Genomic DNA, 21,599 nt, shown 5'->3' on the forward strand with positions numbered 1-21,599 from the left:
ATAAAACATCTACTTTTGCCGGATGTTAGAAATTCTTTATCACGACGAACATCTTATCGCCATCAACAAACCCAGCGGATTGTTGGTTCATAAATCTTTTTATTCGGGAGAAGCCGATACGTATGCGATTCAGGAACTGAGAAAGCAGATCGGGCAAAAAGTGTATCCTGTCCATCGTTTAGACCGGAAAACTTCGGGTGTTTTGCTGTTCACTTTAGATAAAGAAACGCTGAGAATCATGAGTACTCAGTTTGAGGAAAAAAGGGTTGAAAAAAAATATATTGCTATTCTGCGAGGCTGGACGAAAGAAGAGGAAACAATCGATTACGATCTGGTTAACGAAAACGAAATTACGCAAAATGCAATAACATACTATCGCCGTCTGCAGACTTCAGAGATCGATCTGCCTTTTTTAAAACATCAGACTTCCAGATATTGTCTGGTAGAAGCTATCCCCGAAACGGGACGATTTCATCAGTTGAGAAAGCATTTTAAACATATTTTACACCCGATTTTGGGCTGCCGAAAACATGGCTGCAACAAACAGAATAAATTGTGGCTTCAAACCTTTGATATTAATAAAATGACGCTTCACGCCCATCAGTTAATTTTTAATCATCCTTTTTCCAACGAAAGAATTACGGTAAATGCTACAATAGATGATGATTTCAAAAAAGTAGGGGATATTTTGAAACTGGATTTGAGCGCATATTCTTAATTTCTTAAACTTCCATCAGCATGACAAACTTTGTGAAGACTTCTCACATTTAAATTAATGACCGAGGTTTAGCCCCGATTGTAATGAAAATCCTTTTTTGAAAAAAAAGATTGCAATGGAAAGCGGGAAATAGCTCCTGAAAGCAATTTAACAAACGATCGTAGATTAGCACATTACACAGATCTTATGTTTTATAGATATTGTTTATAATACATTTTCTATAAAATATCATACGTTAACCGGACATTAATTTTAAAATGAGTATTTTTGTAAAACTTTTTTTCAATGTACAAATCGCTCATTCGTCCGATTCTTTTCAAATTCGATCCTGAAGAAGTACACCATTTTACTTTTTCGATGCTTAAAAATTTCGGATTTCTTACCAAATTATTTTTTCCAAAACCTATTGAAGACAAACGTCTGGAAAGAGAAGTTTTTGGCTTGAAATTTAAAAATCCTGTTGGTTTGGCAGCCGGGTTCGATAAAAATGCAGTTTTGTTCAATGAATTGGGAGATCTTGGTTTTGGATTTGTAGAAATTGGAACCGTAACGCCGAAAGCTCAGGCGGGAAATCCTAAGAAAAGACTGTTTCGTTTAATTGAAGATGGCGGAATTATCAACCGGATGGGCTTCAACAACGACGGTCTGGAAGCAGCGATTGAAAAACTGAAAGGCAACAAAGGAAAAATTATCATCGGGGGTAACATCGGAAAAAATACGAATACTTCTCCCGAAAATTACACGCAGGATTATCTGGAATGTTTTGAAGGGCTTCATCCTTACGTAGATTATTTTGTGCTGAATGTAAGCTGTCCGAACGTAGGAAGCCACGCCAAACTGGAAGATGTAGATTACCTTCGTGAACTGATTACGGAAGTGAAAAAAATCAACCAGTCGAAATCTGTACAGAAACCAATTCTGCTGAAAATTGCTCCGGATCTAAATAACAATCAATTAGATGAAATCATTGAACTGATTGCAGAAACAAAGATCGACGGAATTGTAGTTTCCAATACTTCCGTGAACCGGGAAGGTCTGAAAACGTCACCTGAAGTTTTAGCGGAAATCGGAAACGGCGGTCTTAGCGGAAAACCTATTCGTGAAAGAAGTACAAAAATGATCAAATATCTGTCTGATAAAAGCAACAGAGCATTCCCGATCATCGGAGTGGGTGGAATTCATTCTGCAAAAGATGCGCTTGAAAAGCTGGATGCAGGAGCAACGTTGGTTCAGTTGTACACAGGTTTCATCTATGAAGGTCCGGAATTGATTCAAGATATTAATAAGGAAATTTTGACGAGAGCGGGTCGTTTACCAAGATAAGTTGAAACGATAAAAATATAGAAGTATAATAAACTTTTTTACTAAACAGTAATTCAAAAACTACTGTTTAGTAGTTGAAAGTTTTACTTAAGGATTCACAGAACCTGCACAAACACCATTAATGCATGCGCCCGCTAATGTAACTGGTCCTGAATTATTTCCTACAGCACCTGGTCCGAATCTTTGTGGGCAAATACTTTTAGAATTACAAGGACATCCTACAGGAACAATTTCAAGTGCACTTTGACAATAATTGTTGTCAGGATCATATACTACTAAATTTGTTAATCCACCTGTTATTTCTTTTAGAGCTTTTCTTGATAATGGAGTTGCTCCATTTAATAATTTTTTCATATTAATGAGATATTTATCAATCTCGAAAATACTCTTTTCTTTCAATAAGAAAAACAAAAAAAATATAAAATATGTTAATTTTTTATCTTGACTTTGTAATTGAAGCATTTTTCACATCTACAGTCAAATTGTAAAATGAGCCCGATGTTTTTTTAATGTTGAATTTCAAAATTTTTGAATTTTTTATCTTGTTGACTTCCAAAATTATAAAGATGTAAATTAGCCAAATCATAAACTCCCGTTAAGGGAATTTTCTTTTTGTATTTATCATAATAATACCAACCTTTCACAAAATGCTGATACTGATGACAATCGATAATTCCATCATAGCTCAACTGCATTGTGACAGGATTTCCGGCAATCTTTCCTTTGAAAATTTGAGAAGAATCTATTACTTTTTTTAATTCAATTTTCTGGCAAAGTAAAAATGTTAGGCTTAAAGAAAATAACAGTGAGAGTGTTTTTTTCATGGTTTGATTGTAACTTAATTTAAAATGTTCACAAGAAAAAATGCGCAATCGTATAAATAATCAGCCCCACCAAACCACCCACGATCGTTCCGTTCACACGGATGAACTGAAGATCTTTTCCTACTTCCAGCTCCAGCTTTTCGCTTAATTCTTTTCCCTGCCAGTTTCCGACGGTAGAACTGATGAGGTTTCCGAATTGATGGGTATTTTTAAGAATATATTTGTAAGCGGTAACACGAACCCAGTCGTCGATTTTTTTCTGAAAATTTTCGTCATTTTTTAAATTCTGTGAAAATTCATTCAGATTTTTAGATAAATATTTCTTTAATGAAGATTCATCGTCCTGAAGTTCTTTCGTTAACGTATTTTTAATGGAAATCCAGATGTCGTTGGAATATTCATTCAGCTTGTCATTTTTAAGAAGATCATTTTTAATATTTTTAAATTCCTCTTCCCATTTCGGATCTTGTTTGAGTTCATTGGAGAAATCGTAGATTTTCTGGGTGATCAGATTTCGTATTTCGTGGTTCGGATCTTGTTCAATCTCTTTAAAAAAGTCAGAAAGTCCGGAGGTAATTTTATCAGCAATTTTATTATCCACAAAAGCCGGGATAAAAGTATAGCTTCCTTTTTTCACGCGGTCTTTAATCATTTCATCATTTTCAGCGATGTAATTTTTAATCTGAGAAGAAAGATTGGTAATAATCCTCTGATGATCGTTTTTGTCTAAAAGATAGTTGATTCCGCTGCCTAAAATGGCGTTCAGTTTGATGTTATCGGTCATTTCAGACACTTTTTTGCTGATAAAACGGCTTACTTCCGAATCGTCGAGCTTATTTAAAATATCCAGAACAATATCCGAAAGGTTTTTAAGCAAAACATCCTGATTTTTTTCTTTTCCGAGCCATTCTCCCACAAAATTCGAGATTTTTAATTTCTGGATATAAGGTCTGATGTTTTCCGGAGAAAGAAAATTAGTTACGACAAAATTTCCCAGATTGTCTCCCAGTTTCTGTTTGCTGTTTTCAATAAGATTGGTGTGCGGAATCGGTAAACCAAGCGGATGGCGGAAAAGGGCTGTTACGGCAAACCAGTCTGCCAAAGCTCCCACCATTGCCGCCTCGGAAAATGCACGAACGTAACCTATCCAGTGCGAGTCTATGGTTTTTTGCAATAGGGTAGTCCCGATAAACAGAACTGCCATCAACACAAATAATCCTGTGGCAAATGCTTTGTATTTTCTGAGCTGTTTTCTTTTGGCTTCATCATTCATATGCTCAAATTTAGTAAATTTGGTTGTGAAATTTCACCTGTTAATATTGTTGTAAAAATTTTTAATTCGTTATTTTCATTTCTCAAAGGCACCGGTTTTGATGCTTACATTTTGTCTTTGATAAAAAATATTTAAAATTCTATGGAAAACCAAGCAAAAAACAATCCATACTACTCCAGAACAGATACTTCAAAACTCGATATTTCCAATGAAGAATGGAGAAAAATCCTGTCTCCGGATTTATATGCCATTGCCAGAGAAGCCTCAACGGAAAGACCATTCACCGGAAAATACAATGAATTTGATGAATTGGGAGAATATTACTGTGCGGTGTGCGGAAACCATTTATTCCGTTCCACTTCGAAATTTTCTAGCAGTTGCGGCTGGCCAAGTTTTTTTGAAGCAGATAAAGAAGGAGTGTATTACAAAAGAGATACTACCTATGGAATGGAAAGGGTAGAAGTACTCTGTAAAAGATGCGATTCCCACTTAGGACACGTTTTCGATGATGGTCCTCAACCAACAGGATTACGCTACTGTATGAATTCCATAAGTCTGGAATTTGTTGCAGATTCTGAAAAATAATATTATGATGAGCTATGAAAGAAGTTATTAATTTTGATGAACGGAAACCTATTTGGATTGCATTATCTGATCTGTATTTGGATACGGAATTAAAACAGGATTTTCATTTAAAATATATAGCTACCACAATATCCCAAAGCTCGTATACTTTTGATGAGGTGAAAAAAATTAATAAGTATGAAGTTTTTCCTGTACTTTTTTCAAATTTGCTGCTTCCTGCAGGCGAATGGTTTGCGTTTGATGAAAGGATCATTATAAATGGTATTATAGAGTGGATAGAATCAAAAAAACCTTTAGATTTACTGGCTGTTGAATGGGTTTATATGGTATATAAAGACATCAATGAAGAATATTGGGATGAGATTGAATATCTATATAATAAAATAAGAAGTAGCTCATTATCTGGTAGTTAAAATTTCTTAAATTGCGTTAAACTTTGTGGAGTTATTGCGCTTACCCTAATTATGTTTTATACATTTGCTGACTCAATTGGATTTAACATAATAGTGAAATAGTGAATGAAAGCATTGTATAGCTTATTAGGTGCAGCTTACATCGTTACTACTTCATTCTATTTGTCTCCAAAAAAGGCAATCGAAAAGAATGAAATCAGTACAACAAAAATTGTAAGATTAGCCGACACGAAATCTGAGAAATCTGCAGAAAAAGCAGTAAGTTCATCAGAAGAATTATACAGATCTATTGTTTTCGAGCAGGGACACGAACTTAATGAGGAGGTTTTTTTCAAAGCAGTAACAGGTTTTGAAAATATGAAGAAAGCAGGTTTGCTTAACGGGGATTCGCATTTACTTACGGTATGCGATTTTTCTATGTCTTCGAACACAAAAAGACTTTGGGTAATTGACATGAATGAGAAAAAAGTATTGTTTAACTCATTGGTGGCACACGGAAAAAATACAGGCGAAGAATTTGCTACGAATTTTTCTAACACGGAAAGTTCGTTGCAGAGCAGCTTAGGATTTTATATTACCGATGCAACGTATGACGGCGACAACGGCTATTCTCTTAGATTACTTGGAATGGACAAAGGATTTAATGATGCAGCCTACAGAAGAGCTATCGTTATGCACGGTGCAGATTATGTAAGCGAAGAATTTGCCGCAATGCATAAAAGAATCGGCAGAAGTTGGGGTTGTCCAGCCGTTCCGAGAAATTTAACAAAACCGATCATTAATACCATAAAAGGAAGAAATCTTCTTTTTATTTATTATCCGGATGAGAATTACCTTTCCAAATCGGAGTGGTTGAAAGCATAACAGAAAAAGCAGTCGGATTTGACTGCTTTTTTTATTGTATTAAATTTTTCCATTATAGTTGTCATTCTGACGAAGAAAGAATCTACGAAATAGTATTTTCTCTCAGTTAATACAGCCTTTTTATACGCCAATATCAACTCAATCAGTAAGATCTGCTAGAGATTTATTCAAAAAGCTTAAGAAAACTTCTTAAAAATCAACGTGGCATTGTGTCCTCCGAAACCAAAAGCATTACTCAATGCATAATTGATGTTCTTTTCTTTCGCTTCTCCAAAAACAATATTTAAATCTTTAGGAATGTTTTCATCAATATTGTGAAGATTAATCGTCGGCGGAATAATTCCTTTTTCAATCGCTTTGATTGAAAGAATGGCTTCCGCAGCTCCGGCAGCTCCCAGCAAATGTCCCGTCATGGATTTTGTAGCACTGATGTCAAGATTTTTACTTCCTTTAAATAATTTATTGATTCCGTTTAATTCTACCAAATCTCCCATTGGAGTAGAAGTGGCATGAGGATTAACATAATCAATATCTTCGGTGTTGATTCCTGCTTCCTGTAAAGCCAGTTGCATCGCTTTAATGGCTCCGACTCCATCGGGATGAGGTGCCGTCATGTGATACGCATCGGCTGTCATTGCTGCTCCCACCAATTCTGCGTAAATTTTTGCGCCTCTTGCTTTAGCGTGTTCGTATTCCTCAAGAATTAAGGCTCCTGCGCCTTCTCCCATCACAAAGCCATCTCGTTCTGCATCATAAGGGCGGCTTGCGGTGACAAAATCATCATTTCTTGTAGACATGGCTTTCATAATCGAGAAACCTCCAATGGAAGCGGGAGTTATCGCAGCTTCAGAACCGCCGCTCACAATTACTTTGGCTTTTCCTAATCTGATGTAGTTAAAAGCATCCATCAGTGCGGTATTTCCTGTAGCACATGCAGAAATCGTTGTGTAATTGATTCCCTGAAGTCCGAATTTCATTGAAATCATTCCTGAAGCCATGTTGGCAATAAATTTAGGTACGAAGAAAGGATTGAATCTTGGCGTTCCGTCTCCTTTGGTAAATTCCATCACTTCACTCTCGAAAGTCCACATTCCACCCTGTCCGGTTCCCCAGATTACTCCGGTGTCGAAAGGATCCATTTTTTCAAGCTCTAATCCGGAATCTTTTAAAGCTTCCGCTGTGGAATACATCGCGTATTGGGAAAAAAGATCGCTTCTTTTGATTTCGTTATGTGTTAAATGAACTTTTGGATCAAAATTTTTAACCTCACAGGCAAAATGAACTTTAAATTTTTCTGTATCGAAGTGGGTTATTTTGTTGGCTCCGCTAACACCGTTGATGCTGTTGTTCCAGAATTCTTCAACATTATTTCCTAAAGGCGTTACTGCGCCAAGTCCTGTAATGACAACTCTTTTCATTTAATTGCTGATTTTGAATAAATTAGAGGTTCCTCTTGCAATTAAGCGCGTTTTATCTGCATTCCAGATTTCGCACTCTGCGTTTACAAACTGCTTTCCTCTTTTGATGATTTTCGTTTCAGCTACAATATTATCATTTTCTTTTGCTGTTGAAAAATAATCGATGCTGTTATTTATGGTTACGATAAAGTTTTTTTCGTTTAAAGAGAACATGGTGGCTCCGATAACATCATCAAAAATGGCTGCGGTAACTCCGCCGTGAAGATTTCCCATCGGGTTCAGCCATTCCTGCCTTACTTTATATTGGAATTCCAATTTTCCTTCTTCTGCCGAAAGAACAACAGGATTCAGCCATTTCATAAATGGGGAAGGAGATGCTGTAAACTCTTTTCCGATGAATGATTTTATGATTTGTAATTTATCCATATGAATTATGAGATATTTTGTTTAATTTCTTTGTCGATAACCTCTAAAATCCTGTCTAAAGCGATATTGAGATATTTTTCGTCTTCTGTGGTTTTGGATAAAAGAATTCCGCCTTCAATCATCATCACGAATATTGAGGCAAATTCTTCAGCATTAATTTCAGGCTTGAATTCTCCGCTTTTTTGCCCTTCAATGATAATATTTGAGATGGTTTTTATCCAGTCCTCAAAAGAATGCCGTACTTTCTTTCTAAGTTCCGGAAAGGAGTCACTACATTCTGTCGCTGCATTCATTAGCGGACAGCCGCCGTTTTGGAAGACAATTTTCCAGTTTTTTCTGTAAAATGCAATAAAAGCATACAGTTTGGCAAACATCGTAGGATATTCTTCACCAAAAGATCTCTGCATATTTTTCTTCAGCATTCCTGCATTGAACTGATATACTTCAAGAGCCACTTTATCTCTGTTTTCAAAGTTTCCGTAAATGCTTCCTTTGGTTAAACCTGTCACTTTTGTAATGTCTGAAAGGGATGTAGAGGTATACCCTTTGGTATTAAACAAAGAGGCGGTTTTCTCAATGATGAATTGTTTTGTCTTTTCTGCTTTTGACATTTTTCTGCTGAATTCCTGCAAAGATACAAAAATATACCAATCGGTATATTTTATAATAAGATTAAATGTATTCGTTTACATTAAACCACTAAGATTTCTGTTAATAAGTTTAGATTAAATAAGTTGAATATTTTATTTTTAAAATATTGGCTAAAGCCTTATGATTTATTTTTTGAATGAAAAAACGGGCTGAAGCCCGTTCCTATTCATGTTGATATTAAGATTTTAAATAATTTACGTGAAGAGCTTAATTAATCTAAACTTTTTAAATAAAATCTTAATGGTCAAATTCTTAGTTAGCCAAAGTAGCTTCCAAAGTAATTTCGAAATTGAAAGCTGCACTTACAGGACAACCTTCTTCTGCGATTTTTGCATATTTCTGGAATTCTTCTTCTGAAATTCCGGGAACTTTAGCTGTTAACGTTAATTCAGATTTTGTAATTTTTCCTGCGCTCGGATCCAAAGTAATAACAGATTTTGTCGTTAATTCTTCCGGAGTATAGCCTGCCTGAGAAAGTTCTGCACTTAATTTCATGGTGAAACAACCTGCGTGAGCCGCTGCCAGTAATTCTTCAGGATTTGTTCCCACTCCGTCTTCAAATCGGCTGTTAAATGAATACTGAGTCTGGTTTAAAGTGGTGCTTTGTGTCGTAAGATGTCCTTTTCCTTCTTTAATAGTTCCGTTCCAAACGGCTGTTGCGTTACGTCTCATAATGTTTTTGTTTTAATATTGTTATTTTGATGTGACAAAGGTATTGCAGATTTCGTTCCAGATAAATACACAAAAAGAACTAACTATTGTACTTTTTTCCCGAATTGTAATTTTTTTTGAAATTTGCAGGGGTACTTCCGATTTTTTGGGTGAAAAGACGGTTGAAATAAGCCGGATCTTCGTAGCCCAGATCGTAAGCAATTTCTTTCATCGGTTTATCGGTATAAAATAAAAGCCTTTTGGCTTCCAGTAAAATTCTGCCGATGATGAACTGGTTAGGAGATTCCAGATTTAAATTTTTAAATTTATGCGTGAGTGTCTTTGGAGAAATATGAAGCAGTTCTGCATAATCAGCCACATTATGTTTTTCCCGGAAATGAAGTTCAAGCAAACGGCTGAAATCCCGAAAGATATCCAGTTCGTGTGCCGGAATTTTTATTTCATCATTATTGAGATTCTGCTTTTTCCATTTTATGGTGGCGCGGATGATAATTTGTTTAACGTAGGTTCGGATCATTTCTTCTGCGGAAGAATCTTTCCATTCCAGTTCGTTTTTAATGTTTTGAAATAAATGTTGAATTGCAGAATTTTCTTCGACATCGAGCTCAACAAAAGGAATTTCAAACACATTATGAAAAAGCAGTCCGTCGCAGGCGACTTCCTTATCATGAATCTGAATACAGTAAAAATCGCGGTTATAATAGATCATATGCGATTCGTCGCTTCCTTTTTCAATTTGCAGATGCTGATTCGTCAGAAAAAATAAGGCAGGACTTTCTGTTTTATAATTCCTGAAATCTACAGACAGGTCGTATCCTGCAGGAATATAGAAAATTTTAATTTCAGATTTGTACTTGTTGTCTTTAAAATCGTGCAGATTGTTTTCGGAAAAAGTTTCGAATCCCAGTTTCTTGTACTGGTCTTCAAAGATAAGTGTTTGCGACATCCTTTTGCTTTCCTATAAATGTACAAAAAAGCATGATTCCAACACTATTAAATTATTGAAACCATGCTTAATGATATAAACTTGATTGCTGGATTTTCTGAACCATTAAGAGGATTTAAGTGGTTAAGTTTAGTTTAGAAAATCAAATTGATTTTAATAATGATAAAACTAAAAAAGCGAAGCTCATCTTAATATTCTAAACTTCTTAACAGAAATCTTAATGGTTTAAACTAAGTGCAAATAATATTAATTCTGGTTTTTGGCTTACTACTACAACTCACTAACGCTAGAACCCTCAAAATCTCAAACTTAAAAAGTAACATCCAGTCCCACATAAAAATTAGCTTTCATGATCGGAGCATACACCATTCCGCCGTCAAAATAATTTCCGAAAGGATTTTTAACATCAACAATGGCATTTTTCTGATAATAGGAAGTTAAATTCTCTCCTCCAAGATACGCCCTGATTTTCTTATTGAAATTCCTTGAGATCTGTGCATTTAAAACCGCATAGGATTCGGAATAGGAAGGAAGCTGAAATTCCGCAGGATTCAATGAAGTATTGGGAAGTCTCTGTTTTCCGACTGCATTCAGTGTGGTGTCGAAACTCCAGAATCCGCCTTTAGTGTTTTTGTTGGTAGAATAGGCAAAATTCACAAAACCTCTGTGTTTTGCCATGAAAGGAACTTCACGTCTTCCATCCAGATAATCTGCCTGAACATCGTAATATTTGTAAGCCAGTCTCACTTCAAAATTTTTGAAAGGGATAAAATCCCACTGAGTCTGGAAAGAATTGGCAAAAGACTTTCCGTTAAGATTATAGAAAGTTAATTGTTGAGGAGACCGGTCCAGATCCACCATCACCTGATTCTGAAAATCTGTTCTGAAAAAATCGGCTACCACGGTAGATTTTCTTCCGAAAAGTTTGAATTCCTGCTGTAAACTGGCTCCGTAATTCCAAGCAATTTCAGGTCTTAAACCGTAAATATTCCCTCCGTTCTGCAAAATCTGAATCGATCGGTTGGATGCGAAATACTGCTGACTTTCGGCAAAAATATTGGCTGTTCTGAAACCTCTTCCTGCGGAAAGTCTCAAAATCGTCTGCGGGGTAAAATCATATTTAAAATTCAGTCTCGGTGTAAACTGCGTTCCGGCAAGATTATGAAAGTCTACTCTCGCTCCGGCAACTAAAGTGTATTTTAAACCTGTTAAAGTATATTCCGCAAAAGCTCCCGGAACTATCTCGTTTCTTTTGATGGTTGAGCTTAAGTATGTTTCGTCATATCCATCATACATGAAGCTCGCTCCGGCTTTGTATTTATGATTGGTATTTCCCAAAATACTTTCAAAAATTAAATTGGAATAATACGTCTGCTGCTTTCCGGAATAATTTCTCAGTCCGAAAAAGCTGTCCTGCTGATGAAAAGTGTATTGGTTCATCCAGCCCAGGCTCTGGTAGGGTTTTCCTTTAAAAACATAGCCTGTTTTATTCCAGACCTGAAATCTGGAGATGTCAATTCCAACTCCGTACAGCGACTGCTTTTCCTGTGGTATTTTTTTGTCAAACCCGATCTGTCCCGAAGTTCTTTCGTCTTTGATGAAATTAATTCCAAAATGCGAACCCAATCCTGAGTTGTCCAAATCATTGTAATTCAATAAATAAGCTGCGTTTAACTGTGCTCCTTTCGGTCTGTCCAGAAATCCATCATCATTCATATCCGTATCTCCGAAAGTTCCGTTTCCGTGCAGTAAAAATGTCTGCGACCATTTTTTATTGATGGACGAAACACTGGTGATATTGGCTTCCGCTCTTCCGTTAAAATCTGAAAATAAATTCAGTGAAGTCTCCGGCTTTTCGGCATTTTTCAGCAATTCTGTATTTATTTGTCCTGTAATGCTTTCGTAACCGTTCGTCACAGTACTTCCGCCTTTGGTAAGCTGAATGCTTTCAATCCATCGTCCGGGAATGAAATTCAGTCCGTAAGCAGAAGCCAAGCCGCGGATTTCGGGCAGTAGTTCTTTTGTCAGGCTCGTGTATTTCTGATCTAGACCTAACATTTTCAGTTGCTTTGTTCCTGTAACCGCATTGCTGAAAGAAACATCAACCGTTGCGTTAGTTTCAAAACTTTCAGAAAGGTTACAGCAGGCAGCTTTCAGGAGTTCTTTTTTATCAATATTAAAAACCAGTCCTGCTTCTTTTTTGTTTAAAGACGTTGCTGCTTTTGATGCGGTTACCGTAACGCCTTCAATATTTTTTTCATGACTGCTGTGATTTTCACCCGCTTCATGATGATCACTGTGGTCGGTGTGTTCTGAAGAATTGCCTTCTTCCGTATGAACTTTAGGATTCGCTTCTCCGAAAGGAATTTCTCTGTCATACAGACAGCATGAAGGCAGATTTTTATACGTGTTGTCGCTGGATTTATACTTCTCATTATCATGACCAACTTCCGCAATTTTCTTTAAAATTTTGTCTGATGATGTTTTATTCGAATCAAAATTCAGCGTTACAATTTGTCTTTCGGCATCCCATTCTGCGAATTTTGCTCCTGCATCTTTGGCGGCTTTTTCAATTCTTACTTTGCAGGATTCACAATTGCCTTTTACATAAAATTCATTCTCTTTTTTAGCATGATTTTCATGATTATCAATTGTTTGTGGCTGTAAATTTCTGTCGTAATGACAACATCCCGGAAGAGCTTCATACGTTTCAGCAGAGGCTTTGAATTTTTCATTGTCATGACCTGCTTCTGCGATTTTTTTTAAGATTTCTTCAGAAGAAGCATTGTTGTCTGTTTCAATAATTAATGTCTGTGAATCAATTGAATAGGTTGCTGTTTTTGCACCTGCTTTCTTAGCAGTATTTTCGATTCTTTCTTTGCACATCTCACAGTTTCCTTTTACTTTGAACTGATTTTTAGAAAGATTCTGGGCAAAAGTACATTGTACGGATAATAAGAATACACCAAGAATAATCCTGGAAATATATAATTTCATTTTGTTTAAAATTTAGATTAATTAAAGCTTTAATGCTGCAAGGTAAACATCAGGTCGATAACCAGTCATTCTGATGCTGGTAAATCAATGTTTAGTAACATTATTTTTAATTAAGCTATTTTTGGCGGCTGCCAGATTTCTTTTAAACGGCTTGAAAGGTATGGATCAGAATATTCGAACTGTAAATTTTTATTCGATTTGTAATACGAATATTCTAACTGTAAACTCTTGGAAAAAGGAGTTTCTATAAAAGTATAACAGGCTAAACACGTTGAACAGCAATCGTCGTTACAATTTGATTTCTGCTCTTTTTCGTGATGATTGTTTTTGGAATTTTGGGAGTGATCTTTTTTACAGCAGCTCATTTCAGAATCTTTTTTGCAACAGTTTTCCTGCATATTCTGTGCATAGAAACTGTCTTTAGGAACTAAAAAAATTCCCAGACAAAAGATAATGGATAAAAGTTGAATAAATTTCACCATACAAAGGTAGGAAAAATGTTAATGATGATGGTTATTCTCTAAAATTAATTCGGATTTTGGCTAACTTATCTTCAAAATCTTTTTCTTCATATCCTCCAAAATAGCAGGCGAAAAAAGGTTTTCCCAAATGAATTCTTTTAAACTCTTTCTCGTTTTTTTTCCAATCCATATAGTTTTTTAATTCAATAATATCTTCGTTTTCGAGTATTAAAGTTGAATTAAATATTTCTACAATATCTTCCAGATCTCTGTTAGCGGGTACCTCATAGAATCCTGTTTCGGAGCCACGAAAATTTTCAAAACTTCCGTCACCAAATTGAGCAAGAAAGTAATGGGTGGGGTAAAAACTGAATTTTTTCTGAAATTCTTCGGGAAAAGAATATTTACACTTTTCGATCTTCTCAATATCTGACAGAGAAACTGTATTGTCTTGAACTATCAAGCCTTCAATAATCCCTTTTTGAACGTAATCCTGAGGTAATTGGTTTCTGTTGGTTACTCCTGAATAATATGTTTTGTGCAATCTTTCAAACTGTAATTTTATCGCTTTTCCTAGATGTCTTAAAGTCACACAGGGAAGAAACGTCTTGTCTCGCAATGTTACGGAGACATGATATTCAAGACCAAAAAAGTTATGATGATGTGGCTTAACACATCGATCAAGACTATTCATCAGAAAATCTTCATGAATAGTTTCTGTTCCGGTTGGCTTCGTAAATAAGCATAATTCTTACAGGGCTTCTCCAACTTTCTTCGCACAGTCATGCCAAGGCTCTCCATGCGGAGGATTTACCGCCGGCTTCGGACCTGTTGGAGCCGGTGTCGGAGCCGGAGCGGGAGCGTTTTGTGTTATATTTTGCTGTACAGGCTGCTGAACCGGAGTCGGTTTACTGTTCAAAGGTTGTCCTACTGGAATATCGCATCGATGTCCCGGTTCTCCGTGAGGCGGATTCATCCCTTTCGGAGTTTTTACGGTTTTTGCTTTTCCGCTTTGGTCTACGGAAAATTTTCCGGGTTTCAGAGAATTCGGATCAATCTGAATGGTCTGTCCCTGCGGAGCATTTACCGCAACATTCTGAGTTCCCTGTTGAGGTTGTGCAGGAGCCGAATTTAATGGCTGTCCGACCGGGATATCGCATCTGTGGCCGGGTTGACCGTGTGGCGGATTCATTCCGGGAGAAGTAACGGTGGAAGTTCCCGATCCTGTTGTTGTTTTAATTCCCGCCTGATCCAGAATAGAAGCTTTAGGAGTCTGATTAACCGCTACAGGAGCTTGCTGAACTCCGGTTTCTTCTTTAAGATAAGTAGCTCTCTCATCCTTCTTACACGATACAGTAAATATAGAAATGGCAAGTATGCCTAACAATGTATTTTTCATATAAAACAAAATTAGCAAAACATTTTTAAATGCTTTGCCAATTTTATAATAATAGTGATATTTTAGAATTAATTCTTAACCAAAAGTCTGAATCCTTCTCCGTGTACGTTGATGATTTCCAGTCCTTCGTCGTCTTTCAGAAGTTTACGAAGTTTAGCAATATAAACGTCCATACTTCTTGCCGTAAAATAGTTTTCTTTTTTCCAAATCTTTCTCAACGCCAAGTCTCTCGGCATGAAATCGTTTCTGTGGATGCAAAGAAGTTTAAGCAATTCGTTTTCTTTTGGAGAAAGCTTGTATTCGTTATCGCCAACTCTCAGTTGTCTCAGCATAGAATCAAAGAAAATATTGCTGATCTTGAACTGTTCCTGCTCTTCATTTTCCAACGTGGAACTTCTCTGAAGAATTGCTTTAATTTTATATAAAAGAAGCTCTGTATCAAATGGTTTTGTAATGTAATCATCAGCTCCCAACTGATATCCTTTCAATATGTCTTCTCTCATATTTCTTGCAGTTAAGAAAATGATCGGTGTATTTTTATCTATCTTTTTTACGTCTTCTGCTAATGAAAAACCGTCTTTTTTAGGCATCATCACATCGAAAATACAGATATCGAATTCATTTTCCGTAAATTCTTTCAACCCCTGTTCTCCGTCTGTAGCAAGAGTAACTTCGAAGTTATTTATCGTTAAATAATCCTTCAGCACTGCCCCAAAACTCTGATCGTCTTCTACTAATAATATTCTGTTGCTCATAGTTTTAACTATTAATCGTTAATAATTTTGAATGAACAAGTCATTCTCCTCTTTTCTAATATTTGTTTATTGGTTAAATTTTTATCTATGCCATCGGAAGCTTTATTGTAAACGTACTTCCTTTTCCTTTTTGTGAATCTACAATAATCTGTCCTTTATGGAGTTCCACAATCTTTTTAACATAGGAAAGTCCTAAACCCTGTCCTTTCACATTATGAATATTTCCTGTTTCTTCCCTGAAGAATTTTTCGAAAATTTTCGTTTTATTCTGGGTTTCCATTCCCATTCCTTTATCTGAAACTTCAATTACATAAAAATGTCCTTCATTTCTTGTTTTAATAGAGATTTCAGGCGTTTCCGGCGAATATTTATTGGCATTGTCCAAAAGATTTACCAGCATATTCGAGATGTGGAATTCATCAATTTTAAAATTATAATTCGTTGCATTAAATTCTTCTCTCAGTGTACCGTTTCTCTGCTTTACAATAAGGCTGAAAGATTCCGCCGTTCTTCTGATGAGTTCTCTTACATTGGTTTCTTTCAGGAATAATTTCACTTCATTACGTTCAAGTTTAGACATATTCAGAACGTTTTCCACCTGCTTTTTCATCCTCAGATTTTCCTGCTTAATCAGTTCCGAATAGTATTTTACCTTTTCCGGATTGGTTGCAATCTTATCATTCGCCAAAGAATCTGTTGCCACAGAAATTGTTGCCAGAGGAGTTTTAAACTCATGAGACATATTGTTGATAAAATCCGTTTTCACTTCCGCCAGTTTTTTCTGCCTCATCATATAATTAATGGAAATAATATAAATTCCTAAAATGGTAAGAAGCGAAAGAAAAGTTCCCAAAAGCATCGGCCAGTTGTTCATGGCTAAAGAATAATCTTTCTTTGGAAATACCAGAGCGAGACTGTAAAGTGTTCTTTCTTTCTGATCCGTAAAAAGCGGATAACTATACGTATTGTTGTCTTTTTTCTCCTTATAATCTTTATTAAAAACTTTGGTAAGATTATTATTCTTATCAATAATTCCATAGCCGAATTTCGCGCTGATTCCTCTGATTTTTAATTCTTTGGTAATAACAGAATCTAAAATTTTTGCATCAACTCTTTTGCTGATCGGTAAATTATTTCCTATAATCTTCGCATATTCTTTCATCGCGTAATCTCCATTCTCTAAATCCTGATTAATGTCTGCGGTAAGAATTTCACGATTGGTCGTATCTCTTTTTATTTTATACGCAGCTTCGTCAGAATACAATTTTGTAAGCTTGATGGAATCTCCCTGTTTGGAAATCGGAAGCTGACTTTTTTCAATAATATTTTTAGAGTAAATGATCTGTCTCTGCGTTCCGGAATCTTCTACCTGCTGAATCGTCGTTAACGTAGGCTGATCGCTGTTTGCTAAAATATTGTTTCTGAAATCTTTATTGTCAATATTTAAATATTTATCTACTTCAATTTCTTCCATGTTTTTGGAAGTACTTTCCAATGCGGAATACACTTTATTGGAAAACTCCTGTTCCAGTGCACCGTAATAATTTTTCAGCCAATAAAACTGGAGCGTAACAAAGACAATCAGTGAAATTGTCATAAACACCGAAATTATTGGGATGAACTTATTATTCATTTACTTTATTTTAATCGTTTTTGAAATAATGAGTGTTAAAATTAATTATTTTATGACTTGATAAACAAAAAACGCGCCATAAAATTGTGTAATTTTTCTTAAAAAGGTGTTATTTAACATTTTTTTATAAATTTTAACTTAGTTGTACAACAAAAGTCATTGCAAAAAAAATGGAAAGTAAAAATTTACTCTCCATTTTTTTTATTGCTAAAGTATTTCCTCGTCCTGAAAATACTGAATAATTGCTTTCTTCATCAAAAGCTGCTGCTCATTCGGTTTCAGTTCCGGAAGATCTTCCAGCTTATCGAAGTGAGGATATCCATCGTCGTCGTAATGCGAAAATTTATAATATCCGAAAGGCTCCAGTAATCTGCACACTGCAATGTGGATTAAATTCACCTTATCATCTTTTGTATATTTCTGCTGTCCGCTTCCCAGTTCCTGAAGTCCGATCAGGAAAAGGTAGGTTTCTATCGGAGCATTTTTTTCCGTATCGAAATTTTCAATGAAAAATTGCTCTACTTTTTGCCATAGTTCCGCTTCGTTCATCATAATGTATCAATCAATTCTCCGTGTTATTATTTTTGTCCTGCTCTTCAGATGTTGCCGCATCCTGTTTTCTTGCGAGATCCAGAAGCTGTTCGAATTTTTCATTCTTCCTTTCGCGGAGGTATTCCTGTTTTTCAATTCTGTTGATTCTGTTTTTCTGAAAAAGGTAATACACCACTGCAAGACCAAAGAAAATAATCAGGAGTGTCATAAAATCGGTTTAATATTTATTTTCTAATTTCATCAGGAAAGCATATTCCAAAGCATCTTCTTTCAGAGATTCAAATCTTCCGCTCGCTCCGCCGTGTCCTGCGCTCATGTCTGTTTTGAAAATCAGGATATTGTCATCCGTTTTCAGCTCTCTCAGTTTTGCCGTCCATTTTGCAGGCTCCCAATATTGTACCTGCGAATCGTGCAATCCGGTGGTAATCAAAAGATTTGGGTAATCTTTAGCTTCCACATTATCATACGGCGAATATTCTTTCATATAATGATAATATTCTTCGTCATTCGGATTTCCCCATTCGTCGTATTCTCCTGTCGTTAAAGGGATGGTTTCGTCCAGCATGGTCGTTACAACGTCCACAAAAGGAACCTGTGCTACAATTCCGTTAAACAGGGAAGGTTCATAATTCATTACTGCTCCCACCAATAGTCCTCCTGCGCTTCCGCCCATGGCGTACAAGTGCTTTGAAGAAGTATAATTTTCTTTAATTAAAAATTTTCCGGCATCAATAAAATCGAAGAATGTATTTTTCTTGAACAGCATTTTTCCGTCTTCATACCATTCTCTTCCCAGATATTCTCCGCCTCGGATGTGGGCAATTGCATAAATAAAACCTCTGTCTAAAATAGAAAGTCTCACGTTCGAAAAACTCGCATCAACGGTATGTCCGTAACTTCCATAACCATATAAAAGTAAAGGCGTATCCGCAGATTTTGGGGTGTCTTTATGGTAGACCAGAGAAATAGGAACTTTGGCTTCTCCGTCTCTGGAATCTGCCCAGATTCTTTCGGAAATATAATTTTCGGCAAAGAATTTTCCGCCCAAAACTTCCTGTTGTTTCAGAAGCTTTGTGGTTTTTTCCTTCATATTATATTCGTAGGTGGAACTTGGCTGCGTAAGAGAAGTGTAGCCGTAACGTAGAACTTCCGTATCAAATTCCAGATTAACTCCGATGTAAGCGGTATAAGTAGGATCTGAAAAAGGCAGATAATGCGATTCCTGCGTTTTTTCGTCAATAATTTTAATCTGTAACAGACCTTGTTCTCTTTCCTCAAGAACCAGATAGTTTTTAAAGATCTCAAAACCTTCCAGCAGAACTTCCGGACGGTGCGGAATAACATCCACCCAGTTTTCCATTCCGCAGTTATTAATCTTTGTCTTTACAATTTTGAAATTAAAAGCATCGTCTGCGTTGGTAATGATGTAGAATTCATCTTCGTAATGTTCAACCGAATATTCCAGATCATCTATTCTGGCCTGAATAATCGTCCAGTCTGCGAAAACATCATCCGAAGGAATAAATCTGTGCTCATCCGAAATGGTACTCGAACTGGCAATGAAAATATATTCCAGAGATTTGGTTTTGAAAACATTAACGTCGAATGTATCATCTTTTTCGTGGAAAATCAGCACATCATCCGAAGAATCTGTTCCCAATTTATGTCTGTACACCTGAAAAGCTCTTAAGCTTTCATCTTTTCTGATGTAGAAAATATGCTCGTTATCATTTGCCCAGACTGCTTTTCCTGTGGTGTTTTCAATTTCATCAGCAAGAGTTTCTCCTGTCTGTAAATTTTTAAATTTAATGGTGTAGATTCTTCGGCTCACATTATCCGTTGAAAATGAAGCCAATTGATTATCCGGAGAAACAGCAACGCTTCCTACTTCAAAATAATTTTCACCTTCTGCCAAAACATTAACGTCCAGAATAATTTCTTCTTCGTTTTCAAGACTTTGGTATTTTCTGCAGAAAATAGGATATTCTTTTCCCTCTTCATAACGAACGATATACCAGTATTCGTTAAAGAAATAAGGTAAAGATTCATCGTCTTTTTTATAGCGGGCTTTCATTTCCTCAAAAAGTTCCTCCTGAAAAGGTTCTGTATCTTTCATGATGAAATCTGCATACACATTTTCTTCTTCGAGATATTTTATCACTTCCGGATTTTCTCTTTCGTTGAGCCAGAAATAGGGGTCAATCCTTTTATCACCGTGTGTTTCAAGTATTTTTTCTATTTTTTTTGCCTTTGGAGCTTCCATTCAATATTAATTCTTGTTCAAATTTAGTTAAAAAAAAACCATCTTTCCGGTAAGAAAAGACGGTTCCTGTATATTTTTGTATTAAAACTTACTTGTGTAGTGCTTTAATATACTTTTCCAAAGCCATCGTCATGGACGGAGTTTCCTTTGTAGGAGCCATTAAATCTACTTTTAGCCCTGCTTCTTCTGCTGCTGCTGAAGTGGTTGCGCCAAAAACGCCGATTTTTGTTTCTTCCTGTTTGAAATCCGGAAAATTCTGCTGTAAAGACTTTATTCCCTGCGGACTGAAGAAGATCAGCATATCATAATCTTTTACATTAATATCTGTAAGATCGCTGCAAACCGTTCTGTACATGATGGCTCTTTTCCAGTCTACATTAGAAGCTTCCATTGTTTTGGTAATATCCGGGCTTAAAACATCTGATGAGGGCAAAAGATATTTTTCGCTCGGGAATTTTTTAAACAGCGGAAGAAGGTCCGAGAAATTCTTTTCCCCGAAGCTGATCTTTCTTTTTCTGTATACAATATGCTTTTGAAGATAGTTCGCAATGGCTTCCGACTGACAGATGTATCTCATCGTATCAGGAACCGAAAAACGAAGCTCTTCAGCTAATCTGAAGTAATGGTCGATCGCATTTTTACTCGTGAAAATAATTCCGGTATATTGTGTAAGATCGATCTTTTGTGTTCTAAGCTCTTTATTGTCAACTCCTTCGACGTGGATGAAAGGGCGGAAATCAATCTTTATCTTTTCCTTCTTTGCAATTTCCAGGTACGGAGACGACTCACTTGGCGCTGGTTGAGAAACCAATATAGACTTTATTCTCATCATTGACAGTTATTAAAAAAACAATAGTTTCCAAAGCAACAAAACGGGTGCAATTTGGAGCGTGCAAATATACAAAAATTTATAATACCATTTCTCGGGTAAAATGTTGTTCTTATGAAATAAATAGAAAAACACCTTGAAAATGAATACAAAAGAGAAAAAGAAAATGTAATATAAAAACATTTTATTTCTGTCGATCGGGAAATAATAGTGGGTTACACATAAAATTATTAACAAAAAAGACAGGATAAAATAAAATTTTGTAGAGGTAAAATAAAAAACAGTCCATTTTTTTCCGTCACCAATGCTTTGGAAAAATAAAAATCCTAAAGTTGATTTTACTGCATAAAAAAGAATAACCGCAATTAAGCAAAACCCGAATTTATTAAGCTGATATCCCAAAACCTGAAGATCGGCAACATATTTGGGAACAACAGGAATGTACTGCGAGATCAGAACCGAAAGCGTAAGTGTAATAACGCAGGAGGTGATTACCCAGCTCGGAAGGTTGTTACTGGCATCAAAATATTTTTGAAGCAGAAAGTCTTTCAGGTTGGCTTCTCTTTCTACGACGTTCATCATAAAAAGGTATAAAAA

Annotated in this window: 24 protein-coding genes; 5 read left to right on the top strand and 19 right to left on the bottom strand. The window is 36.0% G+C overall.

What is annotated here, in order from left to right; all coding sequences use genetic code 11:
* Nucleotides 1–22: 22 nt before the first annotated feature.
* Together PFY09_RS14135 and PFY09_RS14140 are read left to right on the top strand one after the other, a co-directional pair.
* Nucleotides 23–718 (top strand): pseudouridine synthase, encoded by a 696-nt coding sequence (locus PFY09_RS14135; RefSeq protein WP_271160134.1) that lies wholly within the window; start codon nucleotides 23–25, stop codon nucleotides 716–718.
* A 285-nt stretch (nucleotides 719–1,003) separates the two neighbouring features.
* A complete protein-coding gene (locus tag PFY09_RS14140; protein ID WP_271160135.1) occupies nucleotides 1,004–2,041 on the top strand; it encodes a quinone-dependent dihydroorotate dehydrogenase in 1,038 nt (345 codons plus the stop codon).
* Nucleotides 2,042–2,128: 87 nt separating this feature from the next.
* Here PFY09_RS14140 and PFY09_RS14145 read toward each other — a convergent pair whose 3' ends face one another.
* The 3 genes from PFY09_RS14145 to PFY09_RS14155 are packed head-to-tail and all read right to left on the bottom strand — an operon-like array spanning nucleotide 2,129 to nucleotide 4,138.
* A complete protein-coding gene (locus PFY09_RS14145) occupies nucleotides 2,129–2,503 on the bottom strand; it encodes a hypothetical protein (protein ID WP_116547688.1) in 375 nt (124 codons plus the stop codon).
* A gap of 44 nt (nucleotides 2,504–2,547) precedes the next feature.
* Nucleotides 2,548–2,865 (bottom strand): hypothetical protein, encoded by a 318-nt coding sequence (locus PFY09_RS14150; RefSeq protein ID WP_256039785.1) that lies wholly within the window; start codon nucleotides 2,863–2,865, stop codon nucleotides 2,548–2,550.
* 28 nt (nucleotides 2,866–2,893) lie between these two features.
* Nucleotides 2,894–4,138 (bottom strand): DUF445 domain-containing protein, encoded by a 1,245-nt coding sequence (locus PFY09_RS14155; protein ID WP_271160136.1) that lies wholly within the window; start codon nucleotides 4,136–4,138, stop codon nucleotides 2,894–2,896.
* 141 nt (nucleotides 4,139–4,279) lie between these two features.
* On the opposite strand from PFY09_RS14155, the gene msrB reads away from it, so the two are divergent.
* From msrB to PFY09_RS14170, 3 genes are all read left to right on the top strand, one after another.
* Nucleotides 4,280–4,723: a peptide-methionine (R)-S-oxide reductase MsrB gene (msrB, locus tag PFY09_RS14160; protein WP_108409118.1), complete on the top strand. Its 444-nt coding sequence runs from the start codon at nucleotides 4,280–4,282 to the stop codon at nucleotides 4,721–4,723.
* Between the two features lie 14 nt (nucleotides 4,724–4,737).
* Complete coding sequence (locus tag PFY09_RS14165) at nucleotides 4,738–5,136, top strand: DUF7079 family protein (protein ID WP_256039783.1); 399 nt, start codon at nucleotides 4,738–4,740, stop codon at nucleotides 5,134–5,136.
* Between the two features lie 105 nt (nucleotides 5,137–5,241).
* Nucleotides 5,242–6,000, top strand: coding sequence for a murein L,D-transpeptidase catalytic domain family protein (locus PFY09_RS14170; RefSeq protein WP_271160137.1), 759 nt, complete (start codon nucleotides 5,242–5,244; stop codon nucleotides 5,998–6,000).
* 176 nt (nucleotides 6,001–6,176) lie between these two features.
* On the opposite strand, the gene fabF is transcribed toward PFY09_RS14170, so the two are convergent.
* From fabF to PFY09_RS14250, 16 genes are all read right to left on the bottom strand, one after another.
* Nucleotides 6,177–7,418, bottom strand: coding sequence for a beta-ketoacyl-ACP synthase II (fabF, locus tag PFY09_RS14175; protein WP_271160138.1), 1,242 nt, complete (start codon nucleotides 7,416–7,418; stop codon nucleotides 6,177–6,179).
* Complete coding sequence (locus PFY09_RS14180) at nucleotides 7,419–7,844, bottom strand: PaaI family thioesterase (protein WP_271160139.1); 426 nt, start codon at nucleotides 7,842–7,844, stop codon at nucleotides 7,419–7,421.
* A gap of 5 nt (nucleotides 7,845–7,849) precedes the next feature.
* The gene (locus tag PFY09_RS14185) at nucleotides 7,850–8,455 is read right to left on the bottom strand and encodes a TetR/AcrR family transcriptional regulator (protein WP_271160140.1); all 606 of its coding nucleotides are present in this window, start codon (nucleotides 8,453–8,455) and stop codon (nucleotides 7,850–7,852) included.
* A gap of 292 nt (nucleotides 8,456–8,747) precedes the next feature.
* Complete coding sequence (locus tag PFY09_RS14190; protein WP_076391534.1) at nucleotides 8,748–9,167, bottom strand: OsmC family protein; 420 nt, start codon at nucleotides 9,165–9,167, stop codon at nucleotides 8,748–8,750.
* Nucleotides 9,168–9,246: 79 nt separating this feature from the next.
* Nucleotides 9,247–10,113, bottom strand: coding sequence for a helix-turn-helix domain-containing protein (locus PFY09_RS14195; protein ID WP_271160141.1), 867 nt, complete (start codon nucleotides 10,111–10,113; stop codon nucleotides 9,247–9,249).
* Between the two features lie 309 nt (nucleotides 10,114–10,422).
* The gene (locus PFY09_RS14200; protein WP_271160142.1) at nucleotides 10,423–13,110 is read right to left on the bottom strand and encodes a TonB-dependent receptor domain-containing protein; all 2,688 of its coding nucleotides are present in this window, start codon (nucleotides 13,108–13,110) and stop codon (nucleotides 10,423–10,425) included.
* Between the two features lie 110 nt (nucleotides 13,111–13,220).
* Nucleotides 13,221–13,592 carry a hypothetical protein gene (locus tag PFY09_RS14205; RefSeq protein ID WP_268052454.1) on the bottom strand — a complete coding sequence of 124 codons (372 nt, stop codon included), beginning with the start codon at nucleotides 13,590–13,592 and terminating at the stop codon, nucleotides 13,221–13,223.
* 31 nt (nucleotides 13,593–13,623) lie between these two features.
* Nucleotides 13,624–14,265 (bottom strand): hypothetical protein, encoded by a 642-nt coding sequence (locus PFY09_RS14210; RefSeq protein ID WP_271160143.1) that lies wholly within the window; start codon nucleotides 14,263–14,265, stop codon nucleotides 13,624–13,626.
* 57 nt (nucleotides 14,266–14,322) lie between these two features.
* Nucleotides 14,323–14,970 (bottom strand): hypothetical protein, encoded by a 648-nt coding sequence (locus tag PFY09_RS14215; RefSeq protein ID WP_271160144.1) that lies wholly within the window; start codon nucleotides 14,968–14,970, stop codon nucleotides 14,323–14,325.
* Between the two features lie 68 nt (nucleotides 14,971–15,038).
* Nucleotides 15,039–15,725 carry a response regulator transcription factor gene (locus PFY09_RS14220; protein WP_027380477.1) on the bottom strand — a complete coding sequence of 229 codons (687 nt, stop codon included), beginning with the start codon at nucleotides 15,723–15,725 and terminating at the stop codon, nucleotides 15,039–15,041.
* A gap of 85 nt (nucleotides 15,726–15,810) precedes the next feature.
* On the bottom strand, nucleotides 15,811–17,358 hold the full coding sequence (locus PFY09_RS14225; RefSeq protein WP_116099430.1) for a sensor histidine kinase: 1,548 nt from the start codon (nucleotides 17,356–17,358) through the stop codon (nucleotides 15,811–15,813).
* Between the two features lie 207 nt (nucleotides 17,359–17,565).
* Nucleotides 17,566–17,910, bottom strand: coding sequence for a hypothetical protein (locus tag PFY09_RS14230; protein WP_076391546.1), 345 nt, complete (start codon nucleotides 17,908–17,910; stop codon nucleotides 17,566–17,568).
* A gap of 10 nt (nucleotides 17,911–17,920) precedes the next feature.
* Nucleotides 17,921–18,118: a hypothetical protein gene (locus PFY09_RS14235; protein WP_271160145.1), complete on the bottom strand. Its 198-nt coding sequence runs from the start codon at nucleotides 18,116–18,118 to the stop codon at nucleotides 17,921–17,923.
* Nucleotides 18,119–18,127: 9 nt separating this feature from the next.
* Nucleotides 18,128–20,173: a S9 family peptidase gene (locus PFY09_RS14240; protein WP_271160146.1), complete on the bottom strand. Its 2,046-nt coding sequence runs from the start codon at nucleotides 20,171–20,173 to the stop codon at nucleotides 18,128–18,130.
* Between the two features lie 88 nt (nucleotides 20,174–20,261).
* Nucleotides 20,262–21,002: a uroporphyrinogen-III synthase gene (locus PFY09_RS14245; RefSeq protein ID WP_076391975.1), complete on the bottom strand. Its 741-nt coding sequence runs from the start codon at nucleotides 21,000–21,002 to the stop codon at nucleotides 20,262–20,264.
* A 12-nt stretch (nucleotides 21,003–21,014) separates the two neighbouring features.
* Nucleotides 21,015–21,584, bottom strand: coding sequence for a DUF4271 domain-containing protein (locus PFY09_RS14250; protein ID WP_108411598.1), 570 nt, complete (start codon nucleotides 21,582–21,584; stop codon nucleotides 21,015–21,017).
* Between the last annotated feature and the right edge of the window lie 15 nt (nucleotides 21,585–21,599).

The sequence above is a fragment of the Chryseobacterium gambrini genome, assembly GCF_027920505.1.
Lineage (GTDB): Bacteria > Bacteroidota > Bacteroidia > Flavobacteriales > Weeksellaceae > Chryseobacterium > Chryseobacterium gambrini.

What these genes read in the sequence shown, in the direction of transcription:
- PFY09_RS14155 (WP_271160136.1), bottom strand. Translation starts at nt 4,138, where the DNA reads ATGAATGATGAAGCCAAAAGAAAACAGCTCAGAAAATACAAAGCATTT.
- PFY09_RS14140 (WP_271160135.1), top strand. Translation starts at nt 1,004, where the DNA reads ATGTACAAATCGCTCATTCGTCCGATTCTTTTCAAATTCGATCCTGAA.
- PFY09_RS14165 (WP_256039783.1), top strand. Translation starts at nt 4,738, where the DNA reads ATGAAAGAAGTTATTAATTTTGATGAACGGAAACCTATTTGGATTGCA.
- PFY09_RS14205 (WP_268052454.1), bottom strand. Translation starts at nt 13,592, where the DNA reads ATGGTGAAATTTATTCAACTTTTATCCATTATCTTTTGTCTGGGAATT.
- PFY09_RS14210 (WP_271160143.1), bottom strand. Translation starts at nt 14,265, where the DNA reads ATGAATAGTCTTGATCGATGTGTTAAGCCACATCATCATAACTTTTTT.
- PFY09_RS14150 (WP_256039785.1), bottom strand. Translation starts at nt 2,865, where the DNA reads ATGAAAAAAACACTCTCACTGTTATTTTCTTTAAGCCTAACATTTTTA.
- PFY09_RS14245 (WP_076391975.1), bottom strand. Translation starts at nt 21,002, where the DNA reads ATGAGAATAAAGTCTATATTGGTTTCTCAACCAGCGCCAAGTGAGTCG.
- PFY09_RS14235 (WP_271160145.1), bottom strand. Translation starts at nt 18,118, where the DNA reads ATGACACTCCTGATTATTTTCTTTGGTCTTGCAGTGGTGTATTACCTT.
- PFY09_RS14145 (WP_116547688.1), bottom strand. Translation starts at nt 2,503, where the DNA reads ATGCTTCAATTACAAAGTCAAGATAAAAAATTAACATATTTTATATTT.
- PFY09_RS14230 (WP_076391546.1), bottom strand. Translation starts at nt 17,910, where the DNA reads ATGATGAACGAAGCGGAACTATGGCAAAAAGTAGAGCAATTTTTCATT.
- PFY09_RS14225 (WP_116099430.1), bottom strand. Translation starts at nt 17,358, where the DNA reads ATGAATAATAAGTTCATCCCAATAATTTCGGTGTTTATGACAATTTCA.
- PFY09_RS14195 (WP_271160141.1), bottom strand. Translation starts at nt 10,113, where the DNA reads ATGTCGCAAACACTTATCTTTGAAGACCAGTACAAGAAACTGGGATTC.
- PFY09_RS14135 (WP_271160134.1), top strand. Translation starts at nt 23, where the DNA reads ATGTTAGAAATTCTTTATCACGACGAACATCTTATCGCCATCAACAAA.
- PFY09_RS14190 (WP_076391534.1), bottom strand. Translation starts at nt 9,167, where the DNA reads ATGAGACGTAACGCAACAGCCGTTTGGAACGGAACTATTAAAGAAGGA.
- PFY09_RS14185 (WP_271160140.1), bottom strand. Translation starts at nt 8,455, where the DNA reads ATGTCAAAAGCAGAAAAGACAAAACAATTCATCATTGAGAAAACCGCC.
- PFY09_RS14215 (WP_271160144.1), bottom strand. Translation starts at nt 14,970, where the DNA reads ATGAAAAATACATTGTTAGGCATACTTGCCATTTCTATATTTACTGTA.
- PFY09_RS14250 (WP_108411598.1), bottom strand. Translation starts at nt 21,584, where the DNA reads ATGATGAACGTCGTAGAAAGAGAAGCCAACCTGAAAGACTTTCTGCTT.
- msrB (WP_108409118.1), top strand. Translation starts at nt 4,280, where the DNA reads ATGGAAAACCAAGCAAAAAACAATCCATACTACTCCAGAACAGATACT.
- PFY09_RS14220 (WP_027380477.1), bottom strand. Translation starts at nt 15,725, where the DNA reads ATGAGCAACAGAATATTATTAGTAGAAGACGATCAGAGTTTTGGGGCA.
- fabF (WP_271160138.1), bottom strand. Translation starts at nt 7,418, where the DNA reads ATGAAAAGAGTTGTCATTACAGGACTTGGCGCAGTAACGCCTTTAGGA.
- PFY09_RS14170 (WP_271160137.1), top strand. Translation starts at nt 5,242, where the DNA reads ATGAAAGCATTGTATAGCTTATTAGGTGCAGCTTACATCGTTACTACT.
- PFY09_RS14240 (WP_271160146.1), bottom strand. Translation starts at nt 20,173, where the DNA reads ATGGAAGCTCCAAAGGCAAAAAAAATAGAAAAAATACTTGAAACACAC.
- PFY09_RS14180 (WP_271160139.1), bottom strand. Translation starts at nt 7,844, where the DNA reads ATGGATAAATTACAAATCATAAAATCATTCATCGGAAAAGAGTTTACA.
- PFY09_RS14200 (WP_271160142.1), bottom strand. Translation starts at nt 13,110, where the DNA reads ATGAAATTATATATTTCCAGGATTATTCTTGGTGTATTCTTATTATCC.